This window comes from Streptomyces sp. NRRL WC-3618 (assembly GCF_001280005.1).
Classification (GTDB): Bacteria; Actinomycetota; Actinomycetes; order Streptomycetales; family Streptomycetaceae; genus Streptomyces.
Genome location: NZ_LGDW01000489.1, coordinates 105,034 through 129,185, shown reverse-complemented (window position 1 = coordinate 129,185; position 24,152 = coordinate 105,034). Strand labels below are relative to the sequence as shown.

Genomic DNA, 24,152 nt, shown 5'->3' with positions numbered 1-24,152 from the left:
GTGGCAGCGCCTCCGTGGGATCGATGCATCCCCGGCGCGCGCCCGGTGGCCGACGCGGCTATGACTGCCCCGAGTCAGGCCCGGCGGAGGCAAAAACCTGGCGGATGAACCGCCGCTGCCAGGGCACCTCGACCGCACGGGAGTGGTAGTTCCGCCGCACCCAAGTGACGGCTTCCTTGGGGTCCATCCCCTCGAAGACGCACATCGCGGACAGTGCCGTACCGGTCCGCCCGACCCCGCCCCCACAACAGACCTCGACGCGTTCGCTCGGGGCGCGCTCATAGGCGAGGCGGAGCTTGCGCATCGCGTCGACGGGGTCGGCAGGAAGCCAGAAGTCCCGCCAGGGGACCCACAGGGACTCCCACGCCGGATCGGGTGGCTGGTGATCCGTTAAGTGGACAGCGAGCGTCGGTGTCTGACCCTCCGGGAGGTCATATCTGAGCCCCCGTCCCCGAATCAGCCGCCCGGAGGGCAGTTGAATCACCCGCGGAGTATCGGTGTTCCATTTTTCGGTCATCGTGAATCCTGTTCCGATCGGTCACGTGGAAATGTGTTTCCGAGCATTGTGATCATCCCCAGCGGGATCCGGGGGAGTATTTGCCGGGCATGGAAGGCTGGCGCAAAGGCCAGCCCTTCGGCCTGGCCGAGGGCGCCCGCCGTGGCACCCAACACGGCCGCCTCGAAGGTGCCCAATTGGCCCGGCAGGGTCGGCAGGATGTTGGACACCTCGACCGACAGCAGGATGAGTACCAGGACGGCCGCCGACAGCCGTAGGTCGAGGGCTCTCGCGACGGCCACCGCGCCCATGAGATCGAGGGCTCGGGTGAGGACGCCGCCAGCCCCACCTCCGTGAAGACGCGCGGTCGGCGCACCGGCCCGAGTGCCGTGCGCGCTTCGAAGACGATCCGGCGCAATCGGCCCTCCCGAGCCGGTGCGGACGGGGTGCGCGCGACCCTCACGATCAGGATGGACTCCGCCGTCAACACCGCCACGTACACCCAGGCGACGATCACGCCCCAGCCGGGCACCCCGTTCCCCGGCCACCAGACGACCACCAGAAAGGGCACCGAGGCTGGAGAAAAACTTGCGCACCAGCATGAGCGTGACAGTCACCGTCCGGGCCACGCCCTCGCGCGCGAGGGGGATCTGGGGCTCGGTGAACATCACGTTCCAGCCGAGGGCCCGGGTCACTGCACGGGGCCGGGGCTGCGGGCGCGAGGCCGGCTGACCCCTCAGCTTTGCGGGTAACCGTTGTCGTTGTACGGGTACTGCTGCTGGTCCTGCTGGTAGCCCTGGGGGTGCTGCTGAGCGTAAGGCTGCTGGTCGTGGTAGGGCTGCTGGTCGTAGTACTGGTTCTGGCCGTACTGCTGCTGCGGGTGATCGTCCTGCTGCTGGGCCGGGGGGATGCGGCGGAGTTGGGTCGTCGCGTCGTCCATCGGGGCCTGGTACTGCTGCTGGACCGGCGGAGCCGGAGGCTGCTGGGGCGGGTTCTTCTTGGCCTGGCTGCGGGCTCGGACGAACTCGATGATGATCGGGACGACCGAGATGAGGACGATCAGCAGCAGGATCGGTTCGATGTTCGCCTTGACGAAGTCGCTCTTTCCGAGCCAGGAGCCGAGCAAAGTGACGCCAGCACCCCAGAGGACGCCGCCGACGACGTTCCAGGTGACGAACGAGCGGTACTTCATGCCGCTGACGCCGGCGATGATCGGCGTGAACGTGCGCACGATGGGCACGAAGCGGGCCAGGACGAGCGACTTCGGACCGTACTTCTCGAAGAATTCGTGGGCCTTGGCGACGTTCTCCTGCTTGAAGAGGCGGGAGTCCGGGCGCGTGAAGAGCGACGGGCCGACCTTCTTGCCGAACATGTAGCCCGCCTGGTCGCCGAGGATCGCGGCGGCACAGATCAGGGCGATCGCGCCCCACAGGGGGAAGTCCAGCGTGCCCGCGGTGATCAGCAGACCCGCCGTGAACAGCAGTGAGTCGCCCGGCAGGAAGAAGCCGATGAGCAGACCGGACTCGGCGAACACGATCAGGAGCAGGCCCCAGATGCCGAACTGGTCCAACAGGTAGTCCGGATCCAGCCAGCTCGGTCCGAGGGCAAGCGTCGTCACTGTTCCGGGCTCCTGAGGCTTGGCAGAGATTGAGCAGAGATGAGTGGGGCCAAAGCTATCAACGCGGGGCGGCCCCTCCAGGTTCCCTCAGCCTCTGTGCGCCACGCCGGGATGCGCTGTGCGGGATCTGGGGCGACTCTGTGGGGTTATGGGCATCGAAGAGTACGGCGGCGGCCAGGGACCTCAGTCCGACGTCCTGGTCGTGACGACGAACGACGTACCCGGCCACCGGGTCGAGCAGGTCATCGGTGAGGTTTTCGGGCTGACCGTGCGGTCACGGCATCTCGGCAGCCAGATCGGGGCCGGACTGAAGTCCATGGTCGGCGGCGAGTTGAAGGGGCTGACGAAGACCCTCGTCCAGACGCGCAACCAGGCCATGGACCGACTGGTCGAGCAGGCACGCGCGCGTGGCGCCAACGCCGTGCTGGCCTTCCGCTTCGACGTGACCGAGGCAGCGGACGTGGGTACGGAGGTGTGCGCGTACGGAACCGCGGTGGTCCTGGCCCGGGAGTGACCCCGGGCCAGGGGGACGCTACGACAGGCCCTACGGGGTGTGCAGGGCCGCGTTCGCCGCGATCGCCTCCCTGAGGTGCTCGGCGAGGCCCGGGCGCATGGAGTCGTAGAACTCCTTGAAGCGCTCGTCGGAAACGTATGTGTCGGCGAGGCCCTGGTGGATGTCGTACGTGCATTCGTAGAACCACTTGCTGATGTGCTGGCGGTGTTCCTCGGCCATGGCCGTCGCGGCCTCGCCGGTCGGGGGCTCGCCGGCCGCCATCAGGGCGTCGTAGCGCTCGCCCCAGGAGGCCACCTCGGCCTGCATGGTCTTCCAGTCGTCCTTCGTGTACGTGGCGGCGCGGCGCTGCGACTCCGCGTACGTCTCCGTGCCGCCCCAGCGGCGCTCCGCCTCCTCCGCGTGTGCCTCCGGGTCCTTGTCGCCGAAGACCTCGAACTTCTCCTCGGGCGTGAGGTTGATGCCCATTCTGCGTGCCTCCATGGCGTGCTCCACGGCCGCCGCCATCTGCTGGAGCCGTTCGATCCGGGCGGTCAGCAGCTCGTGCTGACGGCGCAACTGCGCGCGCGGGTCCGCCTTCGGGTCGTCCAGCAGGGCGGCGACCTCCTCGAGCGGGAAGCCGAGCTCCCGGTAGAACAGGATCTGCTGCAGCCGGTCGAGGTCGGCGTCGTCGTAGCGCCGGTGGCCCGCATGGCTGCGTCCGCCCGGCACCAGGAGGCCGATCTCGTCGTAGTGGTGCAGGGTGCGCACCGTGACACCGGCGAAACCGGCGACCTGTCCTACGGAGTAGCTCACTTCCGCTCCCTTCTTCGGTACGCGCTCCACAGTGCGTCCTCACGTCGCGTGAGGTGCAAGCCGCGCGGCCCGGCCCTACCGTCGTAGACATGCCACTGCACCGAGGAGACAGCGAAGCATCTGACGACAAGGGCGGCGGGCGCAGGCTCTCCGTCAACCCTTTCTACGGGGAGGCCAATCCGGTCGGCGGTATGACCGAGGCCCCGCCCACGCACCGGCTCGGGGACGCCCCGCTGCCGCCGTCGACGGCGTATCAGCTCGTGCACGACGAACTGATGCTCGACGGCAACTCGCGACTCAACCTGGCCACCTTCGTCACCACCTGGATGGAGCCCCAGGCCGGGGTCCTGATGAGCGAGTGCCGCGACAAGAACATGATCGACAAGGACGAGTACCCCCGCACGGCCGAGCTGGAGCGGCGCTGTGTGGCGATGCTCGCAGACCTGTGGAACGCGCCCGACCCGGCCGCCGCCGTGGGCTGTTCGACCACCGGTTCGAGTGAGGCGTGCATGCTCGCCGGGATGGCGCTGAAGCGGCGGTGGGCGGCGCGCAACGCCGACCGGTATCCGGGGCGGGACGCCCGGCCGAACCTGGTCATGGGCGTCAATGTGCAGGTCTGCTGGGAGAAGTTCTGCAGCTTCTGGGAGGTGGAGGCGCGCCAGGTGCCCATGGAGGGCGACCGGTTCCATCTCGATCCGCAGGCGGCGGCCGAGTTGTGCGACGAGAACACCATCGGAGTGGTCGGGATCCTCGGGTCCACCTTCGACGGGTCGTACGAGCCCGTCGCGGAGCTGTGCGCGGCCCTGGACGCGTTGCGGGAGCGGACCGGCCTCGACATCCCGGTGCACGTCGACGGGGCCTCAGGAGCCATGGTGGCGCCCTTCCTGGACGAGGACCTGGTGTGGGACTTCCGGCTGCCGCGCGTGGCCTCGATCAACACCTCGGGGCACAAGTACGGACTGGTCTACCCGGGCGTCGGCTGGGCGCTGTGGCGGGACAAGGAGGCGCTCCCCGCCGAGCTCGTCTTCAACGTCAACTATCTGGGCGGCGACATGCCGACGTTCGCGCTCAACTTCTCGCGCCCCGGCGCCCAGGTGGTCGCGCAGTACTACACGTTCCTGCGGCTGGGCCGCGAGGGCTTCCGGGCCGTGCAGCAGTCCACGCGGGACGTGGCGCGCTCCCTCGCCGCGCGGATCGAGAAGCTGGGCGACTTCCGGCTGCTCACCCGGGGCGACGAGTTGCCGGTGTTCGCGTTCACGACCGGGACGGACGTCACCGCGTACGACGTCTTCGACGTCTCGCGGCGGCTGCGTGAGCGCGGCTGGCTGGTGCCCGCGTACACCTTCCCGGAGAACCGGCAGGATCTGTCCGTCCTGCGGGTCGTGTGCCGCAACGGGTTCTCCTCGGACCTCGCCGAGCTGTTCATGGAGGACCTGGAGCGGCTGCTGCCCGAACTGCGTCGGCAGTCGGGCCCGTCGACGCACGACAAGGACGCGGCCACCGGTTTCCATCACTGACACCCGCCCGCGGTACGGGAGTCACCGGCTCAGGCGGCCGAACTTCCGTACCGCCAGCGGGAAGAAGACCGCCAGCAGGGCCAGGGGCCAGGCGACGGCCGCCCAGAGATGGGCCGGTTCGCCGCCGGGGTTGCCGAACAGGTCGCGTACCGCGGTGGCCGTCTGGGACATCGGGTTCCACTGGACGGCCGCGCCCAGCCAGTCGGGCATGGACTCGGGGGTGGCGAAGGCGTTGGACAGGAAGCCGACCGGCCAGACCAGGATCTGGACGGCCTGCACCAGCTCCGGTCGGCCGGCCACCATGGCCAGCTGGATGCCGATCCACAGCATGGCGAACCGGAAGAGCAGCAGCAGGCCCACGGCCCCCAGGAGGGCCGCCACGCCCCCGTGGGCGCGCCAGCCGATCGCGTACCCCACCGCGAGCATCACGGTGAGCCCCAGCGCCGACTGGAGCATGTCGGCGGCCGAACGGCCCACCAGGACCGCTCCGTCGGCCATGGGCATCGACCGGAACCGGTCGATGACGCCCTTGTTGAGATCCTGGGTGACGGCGATCATCGTGCCCTCGAGGCCGAAGGCCATGGTGAGTACGAGCATGCCGGGGACCAGGTAGTCGACGTAGTCGCCCGCGATGTCCCGGCCGCCGCCGACCAGGTGGCCGAACATCAGCAGCAGCATCACCGGGAAGACCAGCCCGACCAGCACCCGGACGGGCTGCCGTGCCCAGTGGGCGAGTTCGCGGCGGGTCATGGTCCAGCAGTCGGTCAACGCGCGCGTGCCCGCGCTCCCCGGCGCCGCGACACCGCTCATCCCGTACGTCGTCACGCGGCCTCCTTCGTCGGTTCGTCGCCGCCGGTGAGACGCAGGAACACCTCGTCCAGCGTCGGGCGCCGCAGCGCGATGTCCTCGGCCTCGATCCCGGCCGCCTCCAGGGCCCGTACGACCCCGGAGAGCGCCGCCATGCGGTCGGTGACCGGAGCGCTCAGCAGCCGCCGGTCGGGGTCCACCGAGACGCCCTCGGCGGGTACGGGCAACAGGTCGACGGCCGCGCCGAGTTGGCCGGCGTCGCGCAGGACGACGTCGATGCGGTCGCCGCCGGTGGCGGCCTTCAGCTCGTCCGGGGTGCCGTCGGCGACGACCCGGCCCCGGTCGACGACGGAGACGCGGTCGGCGAGCTGGTCGGCCTCCTCCAGGTACTGGGTGGTGAGCAGGACGGTCGTACCGCCGCCGACGAGGGAGCGGACGGCCGTCCACACCTCCGTACGGCCGCGTGGGTCGAGGCCGGTCGTCGGCTCGTCCAGGAACAGCACCTCCGGGTCGGTGAGGAGGGAGGCGGCGAGGTCGAGGCGGCGGCGCATGCCGCCGCTGTAGTGCCGGACCGCCTTGCGGCCGGTGTCCGCGAGCCCGAAGCGGGCGAGCAGTTCGTCGGCCCGCACGCGCGCGTGGCGTGCGCCCAGGTGGTAGAGGCGGCCGAACATCTCCAGGTTCTGCCGGCCGCTCAACTCCTCGTCCAGCGCCGCGTGCTGGCCGAGCAGACCGATACGGAAGCGGACCTGCCGGGCCTCGGTCAGTACGTCGTGACCGGCCACCTCGACCCGGCCGGCGTCGGGCCTGAGCAGCGTGGCCAGGACGCGGACCAGGGTCGTCTTGCCCGCGCCGTTCGGCCCGAGCACGCCGTGCACCGTGCCACGGGTGACCTGGAGGTCGAGTCCGGACAGGGCGTACGTGTCGCCGTACTTCTTGTGTGCGCCTTCGACGGTGATCGCCGCGTCGGCCACGAAACCACTCCCCCAACATCACTGGTCAGGCAGCATCACTAGTCAAGCTTGATTACTTCCTCAAGATAACGCACTCTCGATGACTGGTCAAACTTGATTAGCAGCTACCGCCAGTCGTCGGGGTGCTGCTCCCCCGACGCGTACGGGTTCTCCTGGCCCTCGGCCAGGACGCCGACGAAGGGCTCGCCCTCGCCCGCGAACGTGTACGCCCCGCCCTCGATCCGGGCGATCAGACCCTGGGTCCACTCGGCCTCGGCGTCGGCCGTGTGGATCCACAGGTTCATGATCTCGCCGATGTGACCGACCTGTTCGGGGCCACCCTCGGGCACGTAGTGCTCGGTGACCGAGGCCCGCCACGCCTCGATCCCCCGGATCCGCTCCTTCAGGAGCGCCACGGCCTCGGCGCGCGGCAGTTCGACCATGAAGCCGATCGCCGCCGACTTGACGTCCATCTTCTGGTCGTACGAGGTCAGCGCCTCGCGCACCAGCCGGAAGCACTCCTCGGTGCCCGCCTCGGTGATCTCGTACTCCGTGCGGGGCGGGCCGCCGGCCGTGGAGGGGGCGATCTCGTGCGCGATCAGCAGGCCCTGCTTGGCCATCTGCTTCAGGGCGTGGTAGATCGAGCCGGGCTTGGCGTTGGACCACTCGTGGGCGCCCCAGTACTCCAGGTCGTTGCGCACCTGGTAGCCGTGGGCCCGCCCGTGCTGGCGCACGGCGCCGAGCACGAGCAGACGGATCGCTGACATGCGGTCCAGCCTAGGACCCGCCGGTCAGCCGGCCTGCTCCCGGGCCACCAGCTCGAAGGCCGTCGCGCCGTCCAGGGACTCCCGGATGATGTCGGCGTGGCCGGCGTGCCGGGCGGTCTCGCGGATCAGGTGCAGCGCCACCCAGCGCATCGAGACCCGGCCCTCCGGCGGGAACCAGGGGTCCGGCGGCAGCGCGAACGTGTCGTCGAGGCTCGGTACGGAACGCAGGAACGCCTCGGTCTCGGCGGCGACCTTCTCCCAGTACGCGAGCTGCGAGGCGACGGTTTCGCCCTCGCCGAGCACGAAACACTCGTGCCAGTTCGACGCGTCCCGCTTGACGGCCGGCGCCTCTCCCTTGGCCCGCGCGATCCAGCCCTGCTCGACCTCGGCGCAGTGCTTGAGCAGCCCGGAGAGGGAAAGCTCGCCGGCGCTGGGCCTGCTCGCCGCCTGCTCGTCCGTCAGCCCCAGCAGGGCCCGCCGGATACCGCCGCGCTGCTCCTCGATGAACGCGAGCAGCGCTCCTCGCTCGTCGCCGGAGGCTTCGGAGAGGACGTGGGTGACCATGGTCGGCCGCCTTTCATCGGGTTGTGGGGGCGTCGCCGCCTGACACCGATGAAGTTACGGGGGCTTGCGGTCAGGATCTGTCCGCAAGCCCCCGGTCGACGCGAGGAGTCCCGAGAAGTTGTAGAGCCCCTAGAACTTCTAGAACGGGAAGTGGCTTCGACCATGCTGCACCGAGATCCACTTCCGCGTCGTGAACGCCTCCACCGCCGCCTCGCCGTTCAGGCGGCCCATGCCCGAGGACTTCTCGCCGCCGAAGGCGACCAGGGGCTCGTCGTGGATCGTGCCGTCGTTGACGTGGAACATGCCCGTGTCGATCCGCTTGGCGAAGGCGATACCGCGTTCGACGTCGGCCGTGTGGACCGCGCCACTGAGGCCGTACGGCGTGTCGTTGACGAGGCGGACCGCCTCGGCCTCGCCGTCGAAGGGGACGAGGAGGGCCACCGGGCCGAAGATCTCCTCCTGGAGGAGGGGGGAGTCGGCGGGGAGGTCGGTCAGGACCGAGGGCTCGACCAGGTTGTCCGTCGTCGCGCCGTGGAGCAGGGCCGTCGCGCCCTCCTCCAGCGCCCGGCGCACCACGTCCGAAATCTCCTCCGCCTGAGAGGAGTTGATGACCGGGCCAATCACTGTCGCGGGGTCGCTCGGGTCGCCGACCTTCAGGGACCGCACCTTGGTCACGAACTTCTCGGTGAACTCGTCGGCGATTCGCCGGTCCACCAGGATCCGGTTCGCGGCCATGCAGACCTGGCCCTGATGGACGTACCGGCTGAAGACCGCCGCGTCGACCGCGTAGTCGATGTCCGCGTCGTCCAGGACCACCAGGGCGCTGTTCCCGCCCAGTTCGAGGACCACGTTCTTGAAGAGGGGCGCGCAGACGGCGGCGACATGGCGGCCGACGGTGTCCGAGCCAGTGAAGGAGATGACCTTCGGGACGGGGTGTTCGATGAACGCGTCGCCGATCTCCTCTATGTCCGTGATGACGACGTTCAGGAGGCCGGGCGGCAGGCCCGCGTCCTCGAAGATCTTCGCGACCAGGGAGCCGCCGACGACCGGGGTCTCCTGGTGCGGCTTGAGGACGACGCCGTTGCCGAGCGCGAGGGCCGGGGCGACGGACTTGAGGGCGAGGAGGAAGGGGAAGTTGAAGGGGCTGACCACGCCCACGACGCCCACCGGGACGCGGTAGACGCGGTTCTCCTTGCCCTCGACCGGCGACGGGACGATCCAGCCCTCGGGGGTCAGCGCCAGGCGGATCGACTCGCGCAGGAACTCCTTGGCGAGGTGCAGTTCGAAGCCGGCCTTGAGGTGTGTGCCGCCGAGTTCGGCGTTGATCGCCGCGGCGATCTCCGACTCGCTGTCCTCGATGATCCGCAGGGCCTTCTCCAAGACCGCGCGACGGGCGTACGGGCTGGTCGCGGCCCATTCCTTCTGGGCGGCGGCGGCGGCGCGGTACGCCTCGTCGACCTCGTCCACCGTGGCGATCGTGATCGAGGCCAGCTTCTCGCCGTCGTAGGGATTGAAGTCGATGATGTCCCAGGAGCCGGTGCCCGGGCGCCACTCACCGCCTATGTACTGCTGCGCGAGGTCGGTGAAGTAGTACTCAGGCGCTGGCATGTGACCCCTCAAATCCCTCAATGCCGTATCACGGTCTGATCGCACGTCATCGTACGTGCGATCAAAGGGAGTTGGGGGATCATCGGGGCCCCCGGTCAGGAGAGTTGCAGCAGGCCCCTCAGCAGGTCCCGGCTCTCGTCCGGCCCGGGGCTGTCCTGCTGCAGTTCCTTCATCGCCTTCTCGTACTGGGTGACGTCCTCCGCCTTGTCCAGGTACAGCGCGCTGGTGAGCTGCTCCAGGAAGATCACGTCGGACAGGTCCGACTCCGGGAAGCTCAGGATCGTGAACGCGCCGCTCTCGCCGGAGTGCCCGCCGAAGCCGAACGGCATGATCTGCAGCCGTACGTTGGGCCGTTCGGAGATCTCGATCAGGTGCTGGAGCTGGCCGCGCATCACCTCGCGGTCGCCGTACGGGCGGCGCAGGGCGGCCTCGTCCAGGACCACGTGGAACTCCGGGCCGCCGGTGGAAAGGAGGTACTTCTGCCGCTCCAGGCGCAGGGCGACGCGGCGCTCGATGTCGGCGGGGCTCGCGCCCTTCATGCCGCGTTCGACGACGGCACGCGCGTACGCCTCGGTCTGCAACAGGCCGTGCACGAACTGCACTTCGTAGACGCGGATCAGTGAGGCCGCGCCCTCCAGGCCCACATAGGTGGGGAACCAGCTCGGCAGGACGTCCGAGTAACTGTGCCACCAGCCCGCGACGTTGGCCTCCCTGGCCAGCGAGAGGAGCGCGTTGCGCTCGGCCTCGTCGTTGACGCCGTACAGCGTCAGCAGGTCCTCGACGTCCCGTGTCTTGAAGCTCACCCGGCCCAGCTCCATACGACTGATCTTCGATTCCGACGCACGGATCGAGTAACCCGCCGCCTCCCGCGTGATGCCCCGTGCCTCACGCAGTCGCCTCAGGTGTGATCCGAGCAGCATGCGCCGCACCACCGATCCAGGCTCTCCCGCGCTCACGTTCGCCACCCTCCCCAAGCCTCTCCAGGGGCCGCAGTCTGCCACTAAATCACTCCGAGCAGTACTCGTCCGGTTACTCAAATGGGAAGACGTCAGAGCGTACGCACAGGACAAGGCAAGGGGAAGACCGGCCAGAGGTGAAATGTTGGCGGAAAAAATGACCAAGAAGCGGTACGGGAGGGTCCAATTCAGGCACGTGCACGTGCATCTGCCCTTGCATCCGCAGGGAGCATCCGAAACCATGGTCTCGCGCCACCGCTGCATCGCAATGACTGCATCGCAACGACCGCGATCTCCCGGGAGTGCCTCGCATGGGGACGAATGGATCGACCATGCTCGAGCCTTTAAGGCAGGGGCTTCCGCCACTGGATCCCTCGACCGTGTCCAACGCGGCGTCGTGCGCCCTGCCCGCCCGCTACGAAGCGGTGCGCGAGGCCCGGCAGTTCAGCCGTAGAACACTCGGCCAGTGGGACATCGACGACCGCTTCGACGACGTCTGCCTGGTCGTCTCCGAGCTGGTCACCAACGCTCTGAGGCACGCGCTGCCCACGGACGCCGCGCACGCGCCGGCCCATGAACCCCTCGTACGGCTGCACTTGATGCGCTGGACCGAGCGGCTGGTGTGCGCGGTGCGCGACCCGAGCCGGGAGTGCCCGGTGGCGTACGACGCCGAGGAGTTCTCGGAGGACTTCTCGGCCGAGTCGGGACGCGGTCTGTTCCTCGTCGACTCGTTCAGCGACAGCTGGGGCTGGCACCCGCTCTCGGGCACGCTGGGCGGCAAGGTCGTCTGGGCGCTGTTCGGGCTGCACTCCGCCGAGTGAGGCACCGCGGCGCTTCTGCGCGCCGCGGTTCTACGCGCGTCACCCTGGGCGATACGACGATGACGCCCCGTTTCGTCCGGCGCGGGGGCCGGGACGACTACGGGGCGGTCAGCTCGCTGTCAGATGGTCGAACTCGCCGTCCTTGACGCCCAGGAGCATCGCCTCGATCTCGGCGCGCGTATAGACCAGCGCCGGACCGTCGGGGAAGCGCGAGTTGCGCACCGCCACCTCGCCGCCGGGCAGCCGCGCGAACTCCACGCAGGAACCCTGCGAGTTGCTGTGCCGGCTCTTCTGCCAGGCTGCGACCCCGTCCAGCAGCGGGGCGGCCATGCCGTTGTACACGCCGGACTCATCGGCTGCGCCAACGCCGTACACGTCGTGGTCCACAGGTCGCTCCCTGGTGGTGCACTGGCTGGTGAGGCCATTGGTGCGGTGGTCAACTGTGCCGGGATCATAACTCTGTTCATGTGCAAGGGCATGGACGAATACGCGGGCATATGCATGTGCATGGGCACGAGCAGATGCACGTGCACGCCGGGTGTTCGCTCCGCTACACACCTTGACGCACACGCGGCCCCGAGCGTTCCCCCGCACGTCCGCACCCCCGTCTCCTGGGGCCTCTGGAGACGGGGGTGCAGGTGGGTGGGGTGGGGGCGGGGGGTTAGCGGGACACGTACGGCAGCAGCGCCATCTCGCGGGCGTTCTTGATCGCGCGGGCGAGCAGCCGCTGCTGCTGGGCCGAGACCCGGGTGACCCGGCGGCTGCGGATCTTGCCGCGGTCGGAGATGAACTTCCGCAGCAGATCCGTGTCCTTGTAGTCGATGTACGTGATCTTGGCGGCGTCCAGCGGGTTGGGACGGGCCTTGAGGGGCTTGCGTTCGATCGTGCGAGCCATGGTGGGTCAGACCTCCAGGAGGGTGTCGAAGGCGGGCGGCAGGCGTTTCCAGGCGGTGCGTCCGCCGGCGTACTCGGCGTCGGTGAGCAGGCAGGACTCCAGGAGCTGTTCGAGTCCGTCGCGGTCGAGGCCGGGGGACGTGAACACCAGGTGCTGGCAGCAGTCGCCGTGCTCGGGGTGCCAGTCGAGGGCGGCGGCGGCCCGGCGTACGGGCTCGACCATGTCCCAGGCCGCGTCCGGGAGCGAGGCGAGCCAGGGGCCCACGCTCTCCACGCACAGCGCGCCGCCCGCCGCGTCCCAGTGGAGCAGCGTGTCGGGGTGGTCGGCGAGCCAGAACCGGCCCCGGCTGCGCGCCGCGGCGCAGGTCAGGTCCTCCAGCGCCTCGTACAGCCGCTCCGGGTGGAAGGGGCGGCGCCGGTGCCACACGAGCGTCGACACGCCGTGCGCGTCGGCCTCGGCCGGCAGCAGCGCGCACGCCGGGTGCTGAGCGGCGGCGGCGGACTCGACGTCGAATCCGGCGAGGGCGGCGGAGGCGAGGGGCGAGAGCCCGGAGGCGTCGGGCGCGCCCGCCAGGTCCCCTGGGTGGCCGCCCGAGACGGGGACCTGGCGGGCTGTCGGGTGGAGCTGCGCGAGCAGCTCGCGGTCCTCGTCGTCGGCCTCCGGGGAGTCGACGAGGGCGAGGACGGTGGCGTACTCCAGCTGGCGGGCGAAGGTGTCCGCGACCGTGCGCTGGTCGGTGGCCGCGGCGGCGAGGCCGCCTTCGGCCAGGTCGTCGCCGTTGCCGAGGTAGGGCAGCAGGAGCGCCGGGTCGACGGCCGTGATGACGCCGGTGACCGTGAGGCCGCCGGCCGTCACCACCTCGGCCATCGCCTTGGGCTCGACGGAGTCCCACAGCTCGACGATCGCCAGCCGGGTCAGCCCGGCGTCCGCGAGCCGCCGCAGCTCCGGCACGAGGTCCTCGCGCAGGGCACAGCACGCGCAGTCGTTGACCAGGGGCGCCTCGCCCGCGGAGAGGATGCCGGTGGCGTCACTGACGGTCCGCACGACCGTGCCGGCCACGGCCGTGGCGAGGTCGTGGTGGAGTACGACGCTGCCGGGGACGTCGGCGAGCAGTCGCGCCACGGTCGCCTTGCGAGCGTCGGTGTGCAGCCCGCCGACGATCGCCACGGAGAGTTCGTGAGCCCCGGAGGGCCCGAACCCGTACTCATGCACCTGCACGTGTGTTTCCCTCAGTCCTTGCTAGTCGTAGCCAGTCGTCGCTAGTCGTTCTTGCCGTACCGGCGCTGGAAGCGCTCCACGCGGCCGGCCGTGTCCAGGACGCGGGCAGTGCCGGTGTAGAAGGGGTGGCTGACGTTCGAGATCTCGACGTCGACGACGGGGTAGGTATTGCCGTCCTCCCAGTCGATCGTCTTCTCGCTGGTCATCGTGGACTGGGTGAGGAAGGCGTGGTTCGCGGCCCGGTCGCGGAAGACGACGGGCCCGTACGCCGGGTGGATTCCTTCACGCATGGCGGCTGATCAGCGCTCCTCTCGGAAGTCGACGTGACGTCCCGCGACCGGGTCGTACTTGCGCAGGGTCATACGGTCCGGGTCGTTGCGGCGGTTCTTGCGGGTGACGTAGGTGAAGCCGGTCCCGGCCGTGGACCGGAGCTTGATGACCGGCCGGATTTCGTTGCGAGCCATGCTGCTATCTTACTGAAAACGACTTCCATTTGCATAACGCGACCGAGAGAGGTGCGTCACCTTGTCCGCCCACTGCATGCTGACCGGCGCCCAGCCGGGCTTCGGCAACACCATCAGCCACTCCCATCGGCGTACGTCACGTCGCTTCAACCCGAACATCCAGTCGAAGCGCTACTGGCTGCCGACCGAGGGCAGGCATGTCCGGCTGCGGCTGAGCACGAAGGGGATCAAGACCGTCGACACGATCGGTGTCGAGGCGGCGGTGGCCCGGATCCGGGCCCGTGGGGTCAAGGTCTGAGGGGGGCGAACACCATGGCCAAGAAGAGCAAGATCGCGCAGAACGAGAAGCGGCAGGAGATCGTCGCGCGGTACGCGCGGCGGCGGGCCGAGCTGAAGGAGATCATCCGGCGGCCGGCGTCGACGGACGCGGAACGGACGGCAGCGCGCCGGGAGCTGGAACGGCAGCCACGGGACGCGAGCGCCACGCGCGTGCGTAACCGGGACCAGGTGGACGGGCGGCCCCGCGGATACTTCCGGGCGTTCGGCCTGTCCCGGGTCGGCCTGCGGGAGCAGGCGCACGCGGGGTTCCTGCCAGGGGTGCGCAAGTCCTCCTGGTGAGGCCCGAAGGTCGGCCGAAGGTCGGTCTTGTACGGCCTCCGCAGGCCCGACATCCCGCCCGGCCGCCGGTAGACCTGACAACCCGGTTGTCCGACAACGCGATACTAGGCATGCCCCTGCGGCCCTCGGACCGCTGCGGGCAGGGTATTCAACGGCTACTGGTGGGGAGCTTCGGTGACTTCGGTGACGTACGCGCGCGTGCTGGCGCGCAGGGCCGGTACGGCCTCGGTGGCCGGAGTGGCCGCCGTGCTGCTGCTCGCCGGGTGCGGTGACGGCGGGGGCTCCGACGAGGGGGCGAGGGTTCCGGACTCGGACGCCTCGTCACCCTCCGCCGACCCGACCGCCGGCACCGGGGGCACCAGCGGTACGCCCACCTCGGGCAGCGGGTTGACGGGCAGCTGGCTGACCACCAGCAAGGGCAGTGCCGTGGCGCTGGTGATCACCGGGACCAAGGCCGGGGTGTTCGCCACCGGAGGGACCATGTGCAGCGGTACGGCGGGCAACGAGGCGGGGATGCAGATGATCCGCCTCACCTGCTCGGACGGGAACAAGGACCGCGCCGAGGGGATGGTCGACTCCGTCGGCAAGACGTCGATGAAGGTCACCTGGGAGAGCGCCCTCGGCACGGAGACGTACACGAGGGCGGAGGGCGGGCAGCTTCCGTCGGGGCTGCCGACGGCGGGGCTGGGGTCCTGACGGTCGAGGAGCCAGCCGTACGCGTCAGGCGTCCGGGAGGCGGGGCCGGGCGTGCAGGGCCGCCCGGTCGGCTGCCGCTGTGCCCTCCGTCCAGCCCGCCTCGTCCGTGACGCCCCGCAGGCGCGTCGTCGTGGTCGTGGGGAACATCTCGTCCAGGTGGGCGGTCACCGCGAGGTCCCGGGTGGCCAGGACCGGGAGCAGGGCAGCCGAGGTCCGCGTCGCTGCCGCGTCCGCCGTCTCCGCTGCCGCAGCGGCCGCCAGGCGGGCGCCTGTCTTGTGGGCATAGGCGGCCAGGAAGGACTGACGGAAGGTCTTGGTCCGCTTGCGGCCGTTCGCCCGTTGGGCGGCCTCCGCCTTGGTCATCGCCGTCGTGGCCTGGACGAGCAGGGACGTGTAGAGGAGTTCCACCGTCTCCAGGTCGGGTTCGAAACCCACCACCGTGGAGAAGCCCAGGGCCTCGTTCCACACCGCTTTGCAGCGGTTCGCGTCGGCCACCGCGTGCAGGAGGACCGCCTTCGCCTCCTCGTACGGGGCGTCCACACCGAGGCGCCGCGCGCGCGGGGCGTCGGGTGCCGGGGCGCCGGCCGCGAGCAGCGCCTCGTCGATGCTGTGCCGGGCCATCAGTTCCTGGGCCTTCGCGCTCAGTGCCTCCGCCTCCTCGGGGAATCCGGTCGCCTCCGCCTTCGCCAGCAGCGCGCGGATGCGGGGCAGCATGCGGGACTCCGGGCGCGCCTGACGGGTGCCCTCCCCCGGCCTGGCCTGCGGCTCGTCCAGGGACTCCAGCGTGGGCAGGGTCAGTAGCAGGCGGTACAGCTCCAGAACCGTCGTCGCGTGCGTGAAGCGGTCCGTGCGCGGCGGCGCGGGGGTCGCGGTGAGGTCCGCCAACTGGTCCGTCCAGCGCGGGCCCCGGGGTCGGTCGTTCGGCGCTTGGGATGTGATCAGCGTCGAGACGAGGCGTACATGTACGTCGTCCAGCTCGCGTCGTACGAGGCGTACGACATCGGCCGGCTGCCAGCCTCGCCGCCAGGCCGACGCCACGAACTCCTCGCCGCGCCGGGCGAGTTCGGCGTCCGAGGCCCGGTCTGCGGCGAGCAGGGACGCGCCGGTGTCGAGGGTGGTGTCCGTGTCGGCGTACAGGGCGGCCTGGAACGCTCGTTCGACGGCTGTGCTGGGCGGGCTGCTGGTCACCCGTCGATCGTGCCATGTTCACCGACCCCAACTGTCAACTTTGGGTTGACACCCTTCTTGCTGACAACCTAGGGTTGACACATGACGACCAATCAGCCCGTCAGGGCCTCCGTACGCCTCGACGACCTCATCGAGGCCATCAAGAAAGTGCACACCGACGCTCTCGAGCAGCTCCAGGACGCGGTGATCGCGGCTGATCACCTCGGCGAGGTGGCGGACCATCTGATCGGCCACTTCGTGGACCAGGCACGGCGTTCCGGTGCCTCCTGGACCGACATCGGCAGGAGCATGGGCGTCACCCGGCAGGCCGCGCAGAAGCGGTTCGTGCCGAAGGCCGAGTCGGACCTCGACCCGAGCCAGGGCTTCAGCCGCTTCACGCCACGGGCCAGGAACGTGGTGGTGGTCTCCCAGGAAGGGGCCAGGGCCGCCGGCAACGACCAGATCCGCACCGAGCACCTGATTCTCGGCCTCCTCGCCGAGCCGGAGAGCCTCGGGACGAAGGCGATCACCGCGCAGGGCGTCTCCCTGGACAGCGTGCGCGAGGCCGCGACCGCCGGCCTCCCGCCGAGCAGCGAGAGCGTCCCCGCCCTGATCCCCTTCGACGCCGACACGAAGAAATCCCTCGAACTCACCTTCCGCGAGGCCCTGCGGCTGGGCCACAACTACGTCGGTACCGAGCACATCCTGCTCGCCCTGCTGGAGTTCGAGAACGGCGAAGGACTCCTCTCCGGCCTCGGCCTCACCAAGCCGGCGACGGAGGACTACGTCACCACGGCCCTCGCCAAGATCACGGCGGGGTTCGAGGAGAAGGGCTGACAGCGACTCTGCCGGGGCAGGGTCGAAAAGCGCTGGTCAGGGGGGCTGTTCGGGGGCATTGTCAGACCCCCCTGCCACACTCTCGGACATGGCAGGCGTGGCGGAGACGGCCGAGCGGTGGGCGCTCGCTCCGGCCGAGGACGGTGGCGTGGAGATCGCCCCCCTCGGTCCGGACGGGCTGCCCGCCGGGCCGGTGCGCCGGGAGGGGGATCTCGGCGCGGCGGTCCGGGGCCGGCCGGAGGTCACGCGGTGGGTGTGGCGGTCCACCGCCGAGGTCTATCCGCGACTGCTCGCCACGGGGGTGCGAGTCGAGCGGTGCTACGACATCGAGGACGCCGAGACGCTGCTGCTCGGGCACGAGGGGCGGCTCGGCGAGCCCCGGTCCGCGGCGGCGGCGCTCGCCCGGCTGCGCGGTGGCCCCGTACCGCCGGATCCGCCGCAGCGGTCCGCCGAACCCGGCGCGCAGTCGCCGCTCTTCGAGCCGGGGCCGGTGCACGTGCCGCTGGCGGACCTGCTGGAGGTGTACGCCGACCAGCAGCGTCGGCACGACCGGGCCGCGCATCCGGACCGGATGCGGCTGCTGACGGCGGCCGAGTCGGCGGGGATGCTGGTGGCCGCCGAGATGAACGCGGCGGGGCTGCCCTGGCGCGCGGACGTCCATCGCGACCTGCTCCACGAACTGCTGGGCGAGCGGTACGCGGGCGGTGGTGAGCCCCGGCGGCTCGCCGAGCTGGCGGACGAGGTGTCGGCGGCGTTCGGACACCGGGTGCGGCCGGATCTGCCCGCCGAAGTCGTCAAGGCCTTCGCGCGGGCCGGGATCAAGGTGCGGTCGACGCGGAGATGGGAGATCGAGAGCATCGACCATCCGGCGGTGCGGCCGCTGATCGAGTACAAGAAGCTGTATCGGATCTGGGTCGCGCACGGCTGGTCCTGGCTCCAGGACTGGGTGCGAGACGGACGGTTCAGGCCCGAGTTCCTCGCGGGCGGGACGGTCACCGGGCGCTGGGTCACCAACGGCGGGGGCGGGTTGCAGATCCCCAAGGTGATCCGGCGGGCCGTGGTCGCCGACCCGGGATGGCGGCTCGTCGTCGCCGACGCCGACCAGATGGAGCCGCGGGTCCTCGCCGCGATCTCGCGCGACCCCGGGCTGATGGAGGTCGCGGGGCGGGAGAGCGACCTCTACCAGTCCGTCTCCGACCGCGCGTTCTCCGGCGACCGGGCACAGGCCAAGCTCGCCGTGCTGGGCGCGGTGTACGGGCAGACCTCCGGCGACGGCCTCAAGAACCTCGCCGCGCTCAGACGCCGGTTCCCGAAGGCGGTGGCGTACGTGGACGAGGCGGCGCGCGCGGGAGAGGAGGGGCGGCTCGTGCGGACCTGGCTGGGGCGTACGTGTCCGCCGGCGGTGCGGGCCGACACCGACGACGACTCGGCGGAGGAGGCCGGCATCCCGTCCGCGGAGGACGAGGGCGGCGCCGACCCCGCCGGGGGCGCGGGCGGGACGGGGGCGCAGGAGTGGGTGCCGGGGTACGCCTCGTCCAACTCCCGTGCCCGGGGCCGGTTCGCGCGCAACTTCGTCGTCCAGGGCAGCGCCGCCGACTGGACGCTGCTGCTGCTCGCCGCGTTGCGCCGGAGCTGTGCGGGGATGGCGGCCGAGCTGGTCTTCTTCCAGCACGACGAGGTGATCGTGCACTGTCCCGAGGAGGAGGCGCAGACGGTCGTGGCGGCGATCCGGGAGGCGGCGGAACTGGCGGGGCGGCTGACGTTCGGCGAGACGCCGGTGCGGTTTCCGTTCAGTACGGCGGTGGTGGAGTGTTATGCGGACGCGAAGTGAGGGGGGGCGGTGGGTGCTGTGTCGCGGGACTGCTCGCGGGGTTCACAGGATGGGCGGGCGGCCCAGTCGGGTCAGTTTCCAGACGGTTCTCCACCGCATCGGGCGGCGTTCGCCGGCCGGTTCGCGCAGGCCCTCCGTGAAGCCGCCGAACCAGGCCCGCAGCGCCCCGGTGGAGCGGGCGCGCAGGACGGTGATCGCGAGCCACACGCCCAGGTGCACCGGGATCAGCGGCAGCGGCAGCCTGCGGCGGGCCAGCCAGACCCGGTTGCGGGCGGTGACCCGGTGGTAGATGGCGTGCCGGGCGGGCGAGGTGCTGGGGTGGCGCAGCAGAAGACGCGGTTCGTAGAGGATCTTCCAGCCGGCGTCGACGGCCCGCCAGGCGAGGTCGGTCTCCTCGTGGGCGAAGAAGAAGGCGGCGGGCCAGTCGCCGGTCTCGTCGAGCATCGTCATGCGCAGGGCGTGGCCGCCGCCGAGGAACTGGGTGACGTATCCGCCGAGCATCGGGTCGCCGGCGCCGGGCCGGGGTACGTGCCGGCGCTGGGTCACCCCGTTCTCGTCGGCGATGCGGAAGCCGACGATACCGAGCCGGGGGTCGGCGGCGTACAGGTCCCGTACGCGGCTGAGCACATCGGGGTCGATGAGCAGGCCGTCGTCGTCGAGGTCGACCACGACGTCGATGTCGCCGAACTCCCGCAGGCGGGCCAGGGCCACGTTGCGGCCGCCCGGGCAGCCGAGGTTCTCGTCGACCTCGATGGTGGTGACCTCGCCGGAGAGGCCGGGGAGTTGGGGCAGCGGACAGCCGTTGCCGACCAGCACGATCCGGTCGGGGGCGAGGTCCTGCTTGGCGATCGACTCCAGCAGCGCGTTGAGCGCGACGGGCCGGTTTCCCATGGTCACCACGGCCACCGCGATACGCGGCTCCACCGCCATGCCACCCACCAGACCCACCTCGTTCCGGCCACCGACGTGCATCATCGCGGTCGGATGCTATCCGTTTACAGTAAGGATGTATTAAGTACGCATTGAGTACGTCTCTTCTGCGTAGCACCGCACCCTACGGGGTGCATCGGAGCCAGGCCCCAGCTCAGTGCACGCTACCCAGCGGACCGGAAGCCATGCCCGGACGACCTTGTAGGGACGATCACACGTTTCCTACGCCGCCGCGCAGTTCCTCGACGAGCCAGGCGATGCGTTCCTCGTCGCGCCGGTAGTGGGTCCACTCGCCGACGCGCGTGGACCGGACGAGCCCCGCGCGTTCGAGCGTGGCCATGGAGGCGGAAACGGTGGACTGGGCGAGCCCGGTCTTGGCCACCTCACGGAGTTCGGGATCGTAGGACTGCTGCCCGAGGTGGCGGACGACTTCGACGTCTCCGAGTCCGTGGCCGGATACCTGATCTCCGGCCACGCGCTGAGCGTCGCGATCGGCGCCCTCGGGTTCACCGCCGCGATCGCCCGCTTCGACCGCAAGAAGGTTCTCGTCGGGCTGATGACGCTGTTCATCGTCGGCAACCTGATCTCCGCCCTCGCCCCGACGTACTCGCTGCTCATGGTCGGCCGGGTCGTTGCCGCCATGAAGTACGCCTCGGACGCGCCCACCATGGCTTCCGGCGCCGACATCGCCGCCTTCAACGTCGGCAACGCGCTCGGCGCCGGGATCGGCGGCCTCACCCTCGGCGCCGGGTACGGCTTCGTCTCCCCGCTGTGGGTCGGCGCGGCGCTCGCCGTCGCCGGGCTCGGGGTCGCGGTGGCGGGGGCACGGGGCGGTTCGCCGTCGGGGCCGCGGGCAGCCGCTCCCGGTGTCGCCGGTCGGGCGGAGAACGTGGGAGCCGACGCGTTCAGGTAGCTGTCCGGGGGCGTCAGGCTCGGAGCGGGTTCGTTCGGGTCGCCGCCAGCAGGTACCAGGCGGTCGCGCCCGTGTGCCGGTACGGGTAGTAGCCGAAGCCGAAGCCCGTGTCGAGGGGGCTGCTCGCCGAGACGACTCCGGCGCGTTCGGGCAGGGTGCGGGTGCCGACGGTCTGGCCGGTGCCGAGGAGTTCCTGGGCCCGCTCGATGGAGGCGACCAGCCGGTGGGCGCGTGCCTCGTCGCCGTGTCCGGCGCGGTCGCGGAGGGCGAGGGCGAGGTGCGCGGTGCCCTCGAACCAGACGCCGTTGCGGTCCGGCCTGGGCTGGAACTCGGCGATCGGGGCGTCCTCGTTCGCCAGCGGGCTCGCGGAGCTGAAGGTGACTCCCTCGTACGACTGTCCCGCGGGCACCGTGCTGTTCGGGCGGTCGGACCGGTCCAGGACCGCCAGTTCGGCGGCGGCCCAGTCCAGTGAACGGGAGTACCGGCGGGAGCCGAGGGCGAGGTGGGTCCAGGTCTGGGCGTCCTCGGGGATCGGGGACCTGTTGACGCTCACACCGTCGTTGGTGCCCGTGTAGAAGAACCCGGCGCCCGAGGTGCCGGCCGGCTCCCACATCTTCTCGACGAACGCCCGCGCCGTCGCCCGCCGTCGCCGCCACACCGGGTCCCCGGTGAGCAGCGCGAGCTGTCCGAAGAGGGCGACCAGGTCGGTGTTGTGCTCGGTCGAGCTGAACGGCAGTTTCGCGTTCGCCCCGTCGACTCCGAACCGGTAGCCGCCCAGGGGCTGGTCCGCATGGCCGTTCACCTCGATCCAGGTGCCGATCCGTACGGCACCGTCGAGGAAGCGGCGCTTTCCGGTCCGCCGGGCCAGCGCGGCGAGCGCGATCCCGGCCCAGGCCATGTCGCCCACGGCGGTGCCGGTGAACCCGAACTGGGTGCCGACGTTGGCGGTGCCGTCGGCCCGCACGAACCCGTCGGGCTGCGCGACGCCGTCGAAGAAGACGTACGGCCCGACGTTGTAGGCCTGCCGGAGCCTGCCGTCGTCGTACGCCGGGTCGTGGGCCTGCGCGTACAGCAGGGCGTCCCCGAGGGCGACGGCCCGGCGCCGGCCCGTGTCGGTGCGGGTGGCGAGGTGGGCGAGGATCGCGAGGGCGTTGTCGTAGGTGAACGCCGTGCTGAACAGGCCCGCCTGGTCGGTGTAACTCTGGGTGAGGCTGAGGTCGCCGTGGTCGGGGTAGGCGTCCATGGCGGCGGTGAGGAAGGCGTGGGCGTGGCGCCGCGCGGAACTCCCGGAGCCGGTGAGGGTGCCGGTGGCGCCCGCTGGGCCCGAGGCCGCCGCCGTGAGCGCCACGGCACCGAGGCCGGCGGCGCCGATGAGCATACGGCGGCTGAGGGCGGGGCTCCGGACAGCTGACCTGTCGGACGGATCGAAGCTGTCGGACGGATCTGAGCTGTCGGGCCTGCCGTTCATGGGTCTCCTCTGCGAGGCCGAGAGCGCTCTCATGAACGCGCGGGGCTCATTCTGCTGGTGCGCCCGGTGCGGGTCAACGTCCCTGAGGTGTACGCGGGTTGGACTGTCCGTCGGCCTGTCCGGGGAACGAGGAAACCCCGGGCCGGGAGGGTGACCCAGGGTTTCGACGAAGAGGCGGTCGGCCGGTCAGGGCGTGGCCGAGGCGTTGCGCAGCCGCGCGAACGACGTGTCCAGCCCTCGCTTCATCAGCCGTGCCAGAGGCGCTTCCACGAGCTTGTGCACCAGCCAGCTCAGCACCAGGAAGCCTGCGATCAGCGACACGATGAGGAGCCGGGGGTCCATGGTGTCGCGGAGCCGGCTGATGATCGTCGTACCGACGACGTAGTGCATCAGATAGAACGGGTAGGTCATCGCACCCGCCGTGACCAGCCACTTCCAGCGGACGCGGTCGGTATAGCCGAGGGCGACGGCGACCATGAACAGCAGGAAGACGGTGAAGATCAGCACGCTTCCGCGCCAGCTGGAGACCCGTTCGATCGTGTCGATGCGATGCCCGATTTCGAGTTGGCCCATCATCCACGACAGGCCGAGGATGCCCCACAGCAGCAGGTCGGGGCCGAAGCGGTGCATGAGGTAGAGGGCGAGGCCCGCGATGAAGTACCAGGAGCCTTCCGGGTTGATGATCAGCGTCGCGGGCTGGAAGCCGGCGGCGGGGGCGATCATCGAGGCGGCGCCCCAGAGGCAGCAGAACACCACGACTTTGCGGTACGTGAGTCCGGTCACGACGACGGCCATGAAGAGGAGGTAGAAGCGCAGCTCGGACCAGAGGGTCCAGTACACGCCGTCGACGTTCCCGACGCGGGAGCCGGACTGGAGCATCGTGAAGTTGATCAGCACCTCGCGCGCCCGGCCCCGCTCCCACACGCCGGGCAGGGCGACCAGGGCGGCCGAGGTGAAGATTATGGAGAACCAGTACGCGGGGTAGAGCCGGATCACGCGGGAGGTGAAGAACTGACGCGGGGTGCGGCCCCAGCACGACATGCAGATCACGAAGCCGCTGATCACGAAGAAGATCTCGACGCCGATCCAGCCGTACGCGGAGAACCGGAACCAGGTCGGCATGATCTCGGACACCGACCGGCCCCAGATCGCGTTGCCCGGCTGGTCGAGGCGCCGGGTTCCCGCGTAGTGGTGGACGGCCACGAAGAGGGCGGCGAGCAGGCGGAGGCCGTCGATGGCGTAGAGCCGACGGTCACCGCGTCTCGGGATGGCGGCGTGCTTCCCGGCGACCCGAGTGGGCTTCCGCGTCGGCACGGCGGACCCGGACGCCTGGTCGGTCGTCGCGAGCGGGAGGGGCTGTCGCGGCGAGGGGATCACCTTGTGCATCCCGTCCACGACGCTCCCGCCGGTCGGCGGCCCACTGTCCGCGCCGTGCATCGACACCTGATTCCTCCATCGGAAAGCCCCCCTCCGTACCCCCACCCACACCCCGGAAACGTTGAGAGCAGCCGACGGTGGAGCGGCGGACGCTTGCCCAGCAGCAGTCACGGCAAACCCGCGAGCACCGTAGAACCTCATGGCCCACACACGCCCACACACAAGGACTGCCGACTCAGATCCAGAGTTGTAGAGGGTAACGGCCAAATTCCGCGAGAAAATAGGAGATTTAGGTCTCATTGGCGTTTGATCTAGGTCCGGGCTTGCC

28 protein-coding genes and 1 pseudogene are annotated in these 24,152 nt (G+C 70.3%); 9 read left to right on the top strand and 20 right to left on the bottom strand.

What is annotated here, in order from left to right; all coding sequences use genetic code 11:
- Positions 1–58: 58 nt before the first annotated feature.
- The 3 genes from ADL01_RS39420 to ADL01_RS39410 all read right to left on the bottom strand — a co-directional run bounded on the left by ADL01_RS39420 (position 59) and on the right by ADL01_RS39410 (position 2,114).
- Positions 59–517: a protein-tyrosine phosphatase family protein gene (locus ADL01_RS39420; RefSeq protein ID WP_053746894.1), complete on the bottom strand. Its 459-nt coding sequence runs from the start codon at positions 515–517 to the stop codon at positions 59–61.
- Positions 514–1,164 (bottom strand): lysylphosphatidylglycerol synthase domain-containing protein, encoded by a 651-nt coding sequence (locus ADL01_RS45130; protein WP_159049759.1) that lies wholly within the window; start codon positions 1,162–1,164, stop codon positions 514–516. The genes ADL01_RS39420 and ADL01_RS45130 overlap by 4 nt, the downstream gene beginning before the upstream one ends.
- 68 nt (positions 1,165–1,232) lie before the next feature.
- The gene (locus tag ADL01_RS39410; protein WP_053746892.1) at positions 1,233–2,114 is read right to left on the bottom strand and encodes a DedA family protein; all 882 of its coding nucleotides are present in this window, start codon (positions 2,112–2,114) and stop codon (positions 1,233–1,235) included.
- A 148-nt stretch (positions 2,115–2,262) separates the two neighbouring features.
- On the opposite strand from ADL01_RS39410, the gene ADL01_RS39405 reads away from it, so the two are divergent.
- Entirely contained in the window at positions 2,263–2,628 is a 366-nt protein-coding gene (locus tag ADL01_RS39405; RefSeq protein ID WP_053746891.1) for a YbjQ family protein, read from the top strand.
- A gap of 30 nt (positions 2,629–2,658) precedes the next feature.
- On the opposite strand, the gene ADL01_RS39400 is transcribed toward ADL01_RS39405, so the two are convergent.
- Positions 2,659–3,420, bottom strand: coding sequence for a MerR family transcriptional regulator (locus ADL01_RS39400; RefSeq protein WP_053746918.1), 762 nt, complete (start codon positions 3,418–3,420; stop codon positions 2,659–2,661).
- Between the two features lie 89 nt (positions 3,421–3,509).
- Here ADL01_RS39400 and ADL01_RS39395 point away from each other — a divergent pair, with 89 nt between their 5' ends.
- Positions 3,510–4,937: a glutamate decarboxylase gene (locus ADL01_RS39395; protein WP_053746890.1), complete on the top strand. Its 1,428-nt coding sequence runs from the start codon at positions 3,510–3,512 to the stop codon at positions 4,935–4,937.
- Positions 4,938–4,958: 21 nt separating this feature from the next.
- Here ADL01_RS39395 and ADL01_RS39390 read toward each other — a convergent pair whose 3' ends face one another.
- The 6 genes from ADL01_RS39390 to ADL01_RS39365 all read right to left on the bottom strand — a co-directional run bounded on the left by ADL01_RS39390 (position 4,959) and on the right by ADL01_RS39365 (position 10,553).
- Positions 4,959–5,747 (bottom strand): ABC transporter permease, encoded by a 789-nt coding sequence (locus tag ADL01_RS39390; RefSeq protein WP_053746917.1) that lies wholly within the window; start codon positions 5,745–5,747, stop codon positions 4,959–4,961.
- A gap of 11 nt (positions 5,748–5,758) precedes the next feature.
- Positions 5,759–6,715 (bottom strand): ATP-binding cassette domain-containing protein, encoded by a 957-nt coding sequence (locus ADL01_RS39385; protein ID WP_053746889.1) that lies wholly within the window; start codon positions 6,713–6,715, stop codon positions 5,759–5,761.
- A gap of 104 nt (positions 6,716–6,819) precedes the next feature.
- Positions 6,820–7,461 carry a PadR family transcriptional regulator gene (locus ADL01_RS39380; protein ID WP_053746888.1) on the bottom strand — a complete coding sequence of 214 codons (642 nt, stop codon included), beginning with the start codon at positions 7,459–7,461 and terminating at the stop codon, positions 6,820–6,822.
- Positions 7,462–7,485: 24 nt separating this feature from the next.
- The gene (locus ADL01_RS39375) at positions 7,486–8,025 is read right to left on the bottom strand and encodes a DinB family protein (RefSeq protein ID WP_053746887.1); all 540 of its coding nucleotides are present in this window, start codon (positions 8,023–8,025) and stop codon (positions 7,486–7,488) included.
- Positions 8,026–8,163: 138 nt separating this feature from the next.
- A complete protein-coding gene (locus ADL01_RS39370) occupies positions 8,164–9,633 on the bottom strand; it encodes an aldehyde dehydrogenase family protein (RefSeq protein WP_053746886.1) in 1,470 nt (489 codons plus the stop codon).
- A 95-nt stretch (positions 9,634–9,728) separates the two neighbouring features.
- Positions 9,729–10,553, bottom strand: a complete 825-nt coding sequence (locus ADL01_RS39365; RefSeq protein ID WP_053746885.1) for a helix-turn-helix domain-containing protein — start codon at positions 10,551–10,553, stop codon at positions 9,729–9,731.
- Between the two features lie 368 nt (positions 10,554–10,921).
- Here ADL01_RS39365 and ADL01_RS39360 point away from each other — a divergent pair, with 368 nt between their 5' ends.
- The gene (locus ADL01_RS39360; RefSeq protein WP_053746884.1) at positions 10,922–11,410 is read left to right on the top strand and encodes an ATP-binding protein; all 489 of its coding nucleotides are present in this window, start codon (positions 10,922–10,924) and stop codon (positions 11,408–11,410) included.
- 108 nt (positions 11,411–11,518) lie between these two features.
- Here the strand turns inward: ADL01_RS39360 and ADL01_RS39355 are convergent, their stop codons facing one another.
- The 5 genes from ADL01_RS39355 to rpmG form a co-directional block, all read right to left on the bottom strand.
- A complete protein-coding gene (locus tag ADL01_RS39355) occupies positions 11,519–11,797 on the bottom strand; it encodes a DUF397 domain-containing protein (RefSeq protein ID WP_053746883.1) in 279 nt (92 codons plus the stop codon).
- A 274-nt stretch (positions 11,798–12,071) separates the two neighbouring features.
- Complete coding sequence (rpsR, locus tag ADL01_RS39350) at positions 12,072–12,305, bottom strand: 30S ribosomal protein S18 (protein WP_053746882.1); 234 nt, start codon at positions 12,303–12,305, stop codon at positions 12,072–12,074.
- A gap of 6 nt (positions 12,306–12,311) precedes the next feature.
- Positions 12,312–13,517 (bottom strand): CobW family GTP-binding protein, encoded by a 1,206-nt coding sequence (locus ADL01_RS39345; protein ID WP_053746916.1) that lies wholly within the window; start codon positions 13,515–13,517, stop codon positions 12,312–12,314.
- Between the two features lie 47 nt (positions 13,518–13,564).
- Complete coding sequence (locus ADL01_RS39340) at positions 13,565–13,813, bottom strand: type B 50S ribosomal protein L31 (RefSeq protein ID WP_053746881.1); 249 nt, start codon at positions 13,811–13,813, stop codon at positions 13,565–13,567.
- A gap of 9 nt (positions 13,814–13,822) precedes the next feature.
- Entirely contained in the window at positions 13,823–13,987 is a 165-nt protein-coding gene (rpmG, locus tag ADL01_RS39335; RefSeq protein WP_053746880.1) for a 50S ribosomal protein L33, read from the bottom strand.
- Between the two features lie 61 nt (positions 13,988–14,048).
- Between rpmG and rpmB the strand changes: the two genes are divergently transcribed.
- The 3 genes from rpmB (at position 14,049) to ADL01_RS39320 (ending at position 15,301) form a co-directional block, all read left to right on the top strand.
- Positions 14,049–14,285, top strand: coding sequence for a 50S ribosomal protein L28 (rpmB, locus tag ADL01_RS39330; protein ID WP_053746879.1), 237 nt, complete (start codon positions 14,049–14,051; stop codon positions 14,283–14,285).
- Positions 14,286–14,299: 14 nt separating this feature from the next.
- Entirely contained in the window at positions 14,300–14,605 is a 306-nt protein-coding gene (gene rpsN / locus ADL01_RS39325) for a 30S ribosomal protein S14 (RefSeq protein WP_053746878.1), read from the top strand.
- 174 nt (positions 14,606–14,779) lie between these two features.
- The gene (locus ADL01_RS39320; RefSeq protein ID WP_053746877.1) at positions 14,780–15,301 is read left to right on the top strand and encodes a hypothetical protein; all 522 of its coding nucleotides are present in this window, start codon (positions 14,780–14,782) and stop codon (positions 15,299–15,301) included.
- A 24-nt stretch (positions 15,302–15,325) separates the two neighbouring features.
- On the opposite strand, the gene ADL01_RS39315 is transcribed toward ADL01_RS39320, so the two are convergent.
- Positions 15,326–16,489, bottom strand: coding sequence for a DUF2786 domain-containing protein (locus ADL01_RS39315; protein ID WP_053746876.1), 1,164 nt, complete (start codon positions 16,487–16,489; stop codon positions 15,326–15,328).
- Positions 16,490–16,570: 81 nt separating this feature from the next.
- Between ADL01_RS39315 and ADL01_RS39310 the strand changes: the two genes are divergently transcribed.
- Both ADL01_RS39310 and ADL01_RS39305 read left to right on the top strand, forming a co-directional pair.
- Entirely contained in the window at positions 16,571–17,305 is a 735-nt protein-coding gene (locus tag ADL01_RS39310; protein WP_053746875.1) for a Clp protease N-terminal domain-containing protein, read from the top strand.
- 88 nt (positions 17,306–17,393) lie between these two features.
- Positions 17,394–19,136, top strand: a complete 1,743-nt coding sequence (locus tag ADL01_RS39305; protein ID WP_053746874.1) for a bifunctional 3'-5' exonuclease/DNA polymerase — start codon at positions 17,394–17,396, stop codon at positions 19,134–19,136.
- A 42-nt stretch (positions 19,137–19,178) separates the two neighbouring features.
- On the opposite strand, the gene ADL01_RS39300 is transcribed toward ADL01_RS39305, so the two are convergent.
- Together ADL01_RS39300 and ADL01_RS44340 are read right to left on the bottom strand one after the other, a co-directional pair.
- Positions 19,179–20,111, bottom strand: coding sequence for a glycosyltransferase family 2 protein (locus ADL01_RS39300; RefSeq protein ID WP_199835118.1), 933 nt, complete (start codon positions 20,109–20,111; stop codon positions 19,179–19,181).
- A 166-nt stretch (positions 20,112–20,277) separates the two neighbouring features.
- A pseudogene (locus tag ADL01_RS44340) lies at positions 20,278–20,445 on the bottom strand (ArsR/SmtB family transcription factor); the annotation flags it as partial.
- Positions 20,446–20,484: 39 nt separating this feature from the next.
- Here ADL01_RS44340 and ADL01_RS39290 point away from each other — a divergent pair.
- Positions 20,485–20,979, top strand: coding sequence for an MFS transporter (locus ADL01_RS39290; RefSeq protein WP_053746873.1), 495 nt, complete (start codon positions 20,485–20,487; stop codon positions 20,977–20,979).
- 13 nt (positions 20,980–20,992) lie between these two features.
- On the opposite strand, the gene ADL01_RS39285 is transcribed toward ADL01_RS39290, so the two are convergent.
- Together ADL01_RS39285 and ADL01_RS39280 are read right to left on the bottom strand one after the other, a co-directional pair.
- A complete protein-coding gene (locus ADL01_RS39285) occupies positions 20,993–22,357 on the bottom strand; it encodes a Tat pathway signal sequence domain protein (protein WP_107091122.1) in 1,365 nt (454 codons plus the stop codon).
- A gap of 276 nt (positions 22,358–22,633) precedes the next feature.
- Positions 22,634–23,890: an acyltransferase family protein gene (locus ADL01_RS39280; RefSeq protein WP_234354958.1), complete on the bottom strand. Its 1,257-nt coding sequence runs from the start codon at positions 23,888–23,890 to the stop codon at positions 22,634–22,636.
- Between the last annotated feature and the right edge of the window lie 262 nt (positions 23,891–24,152).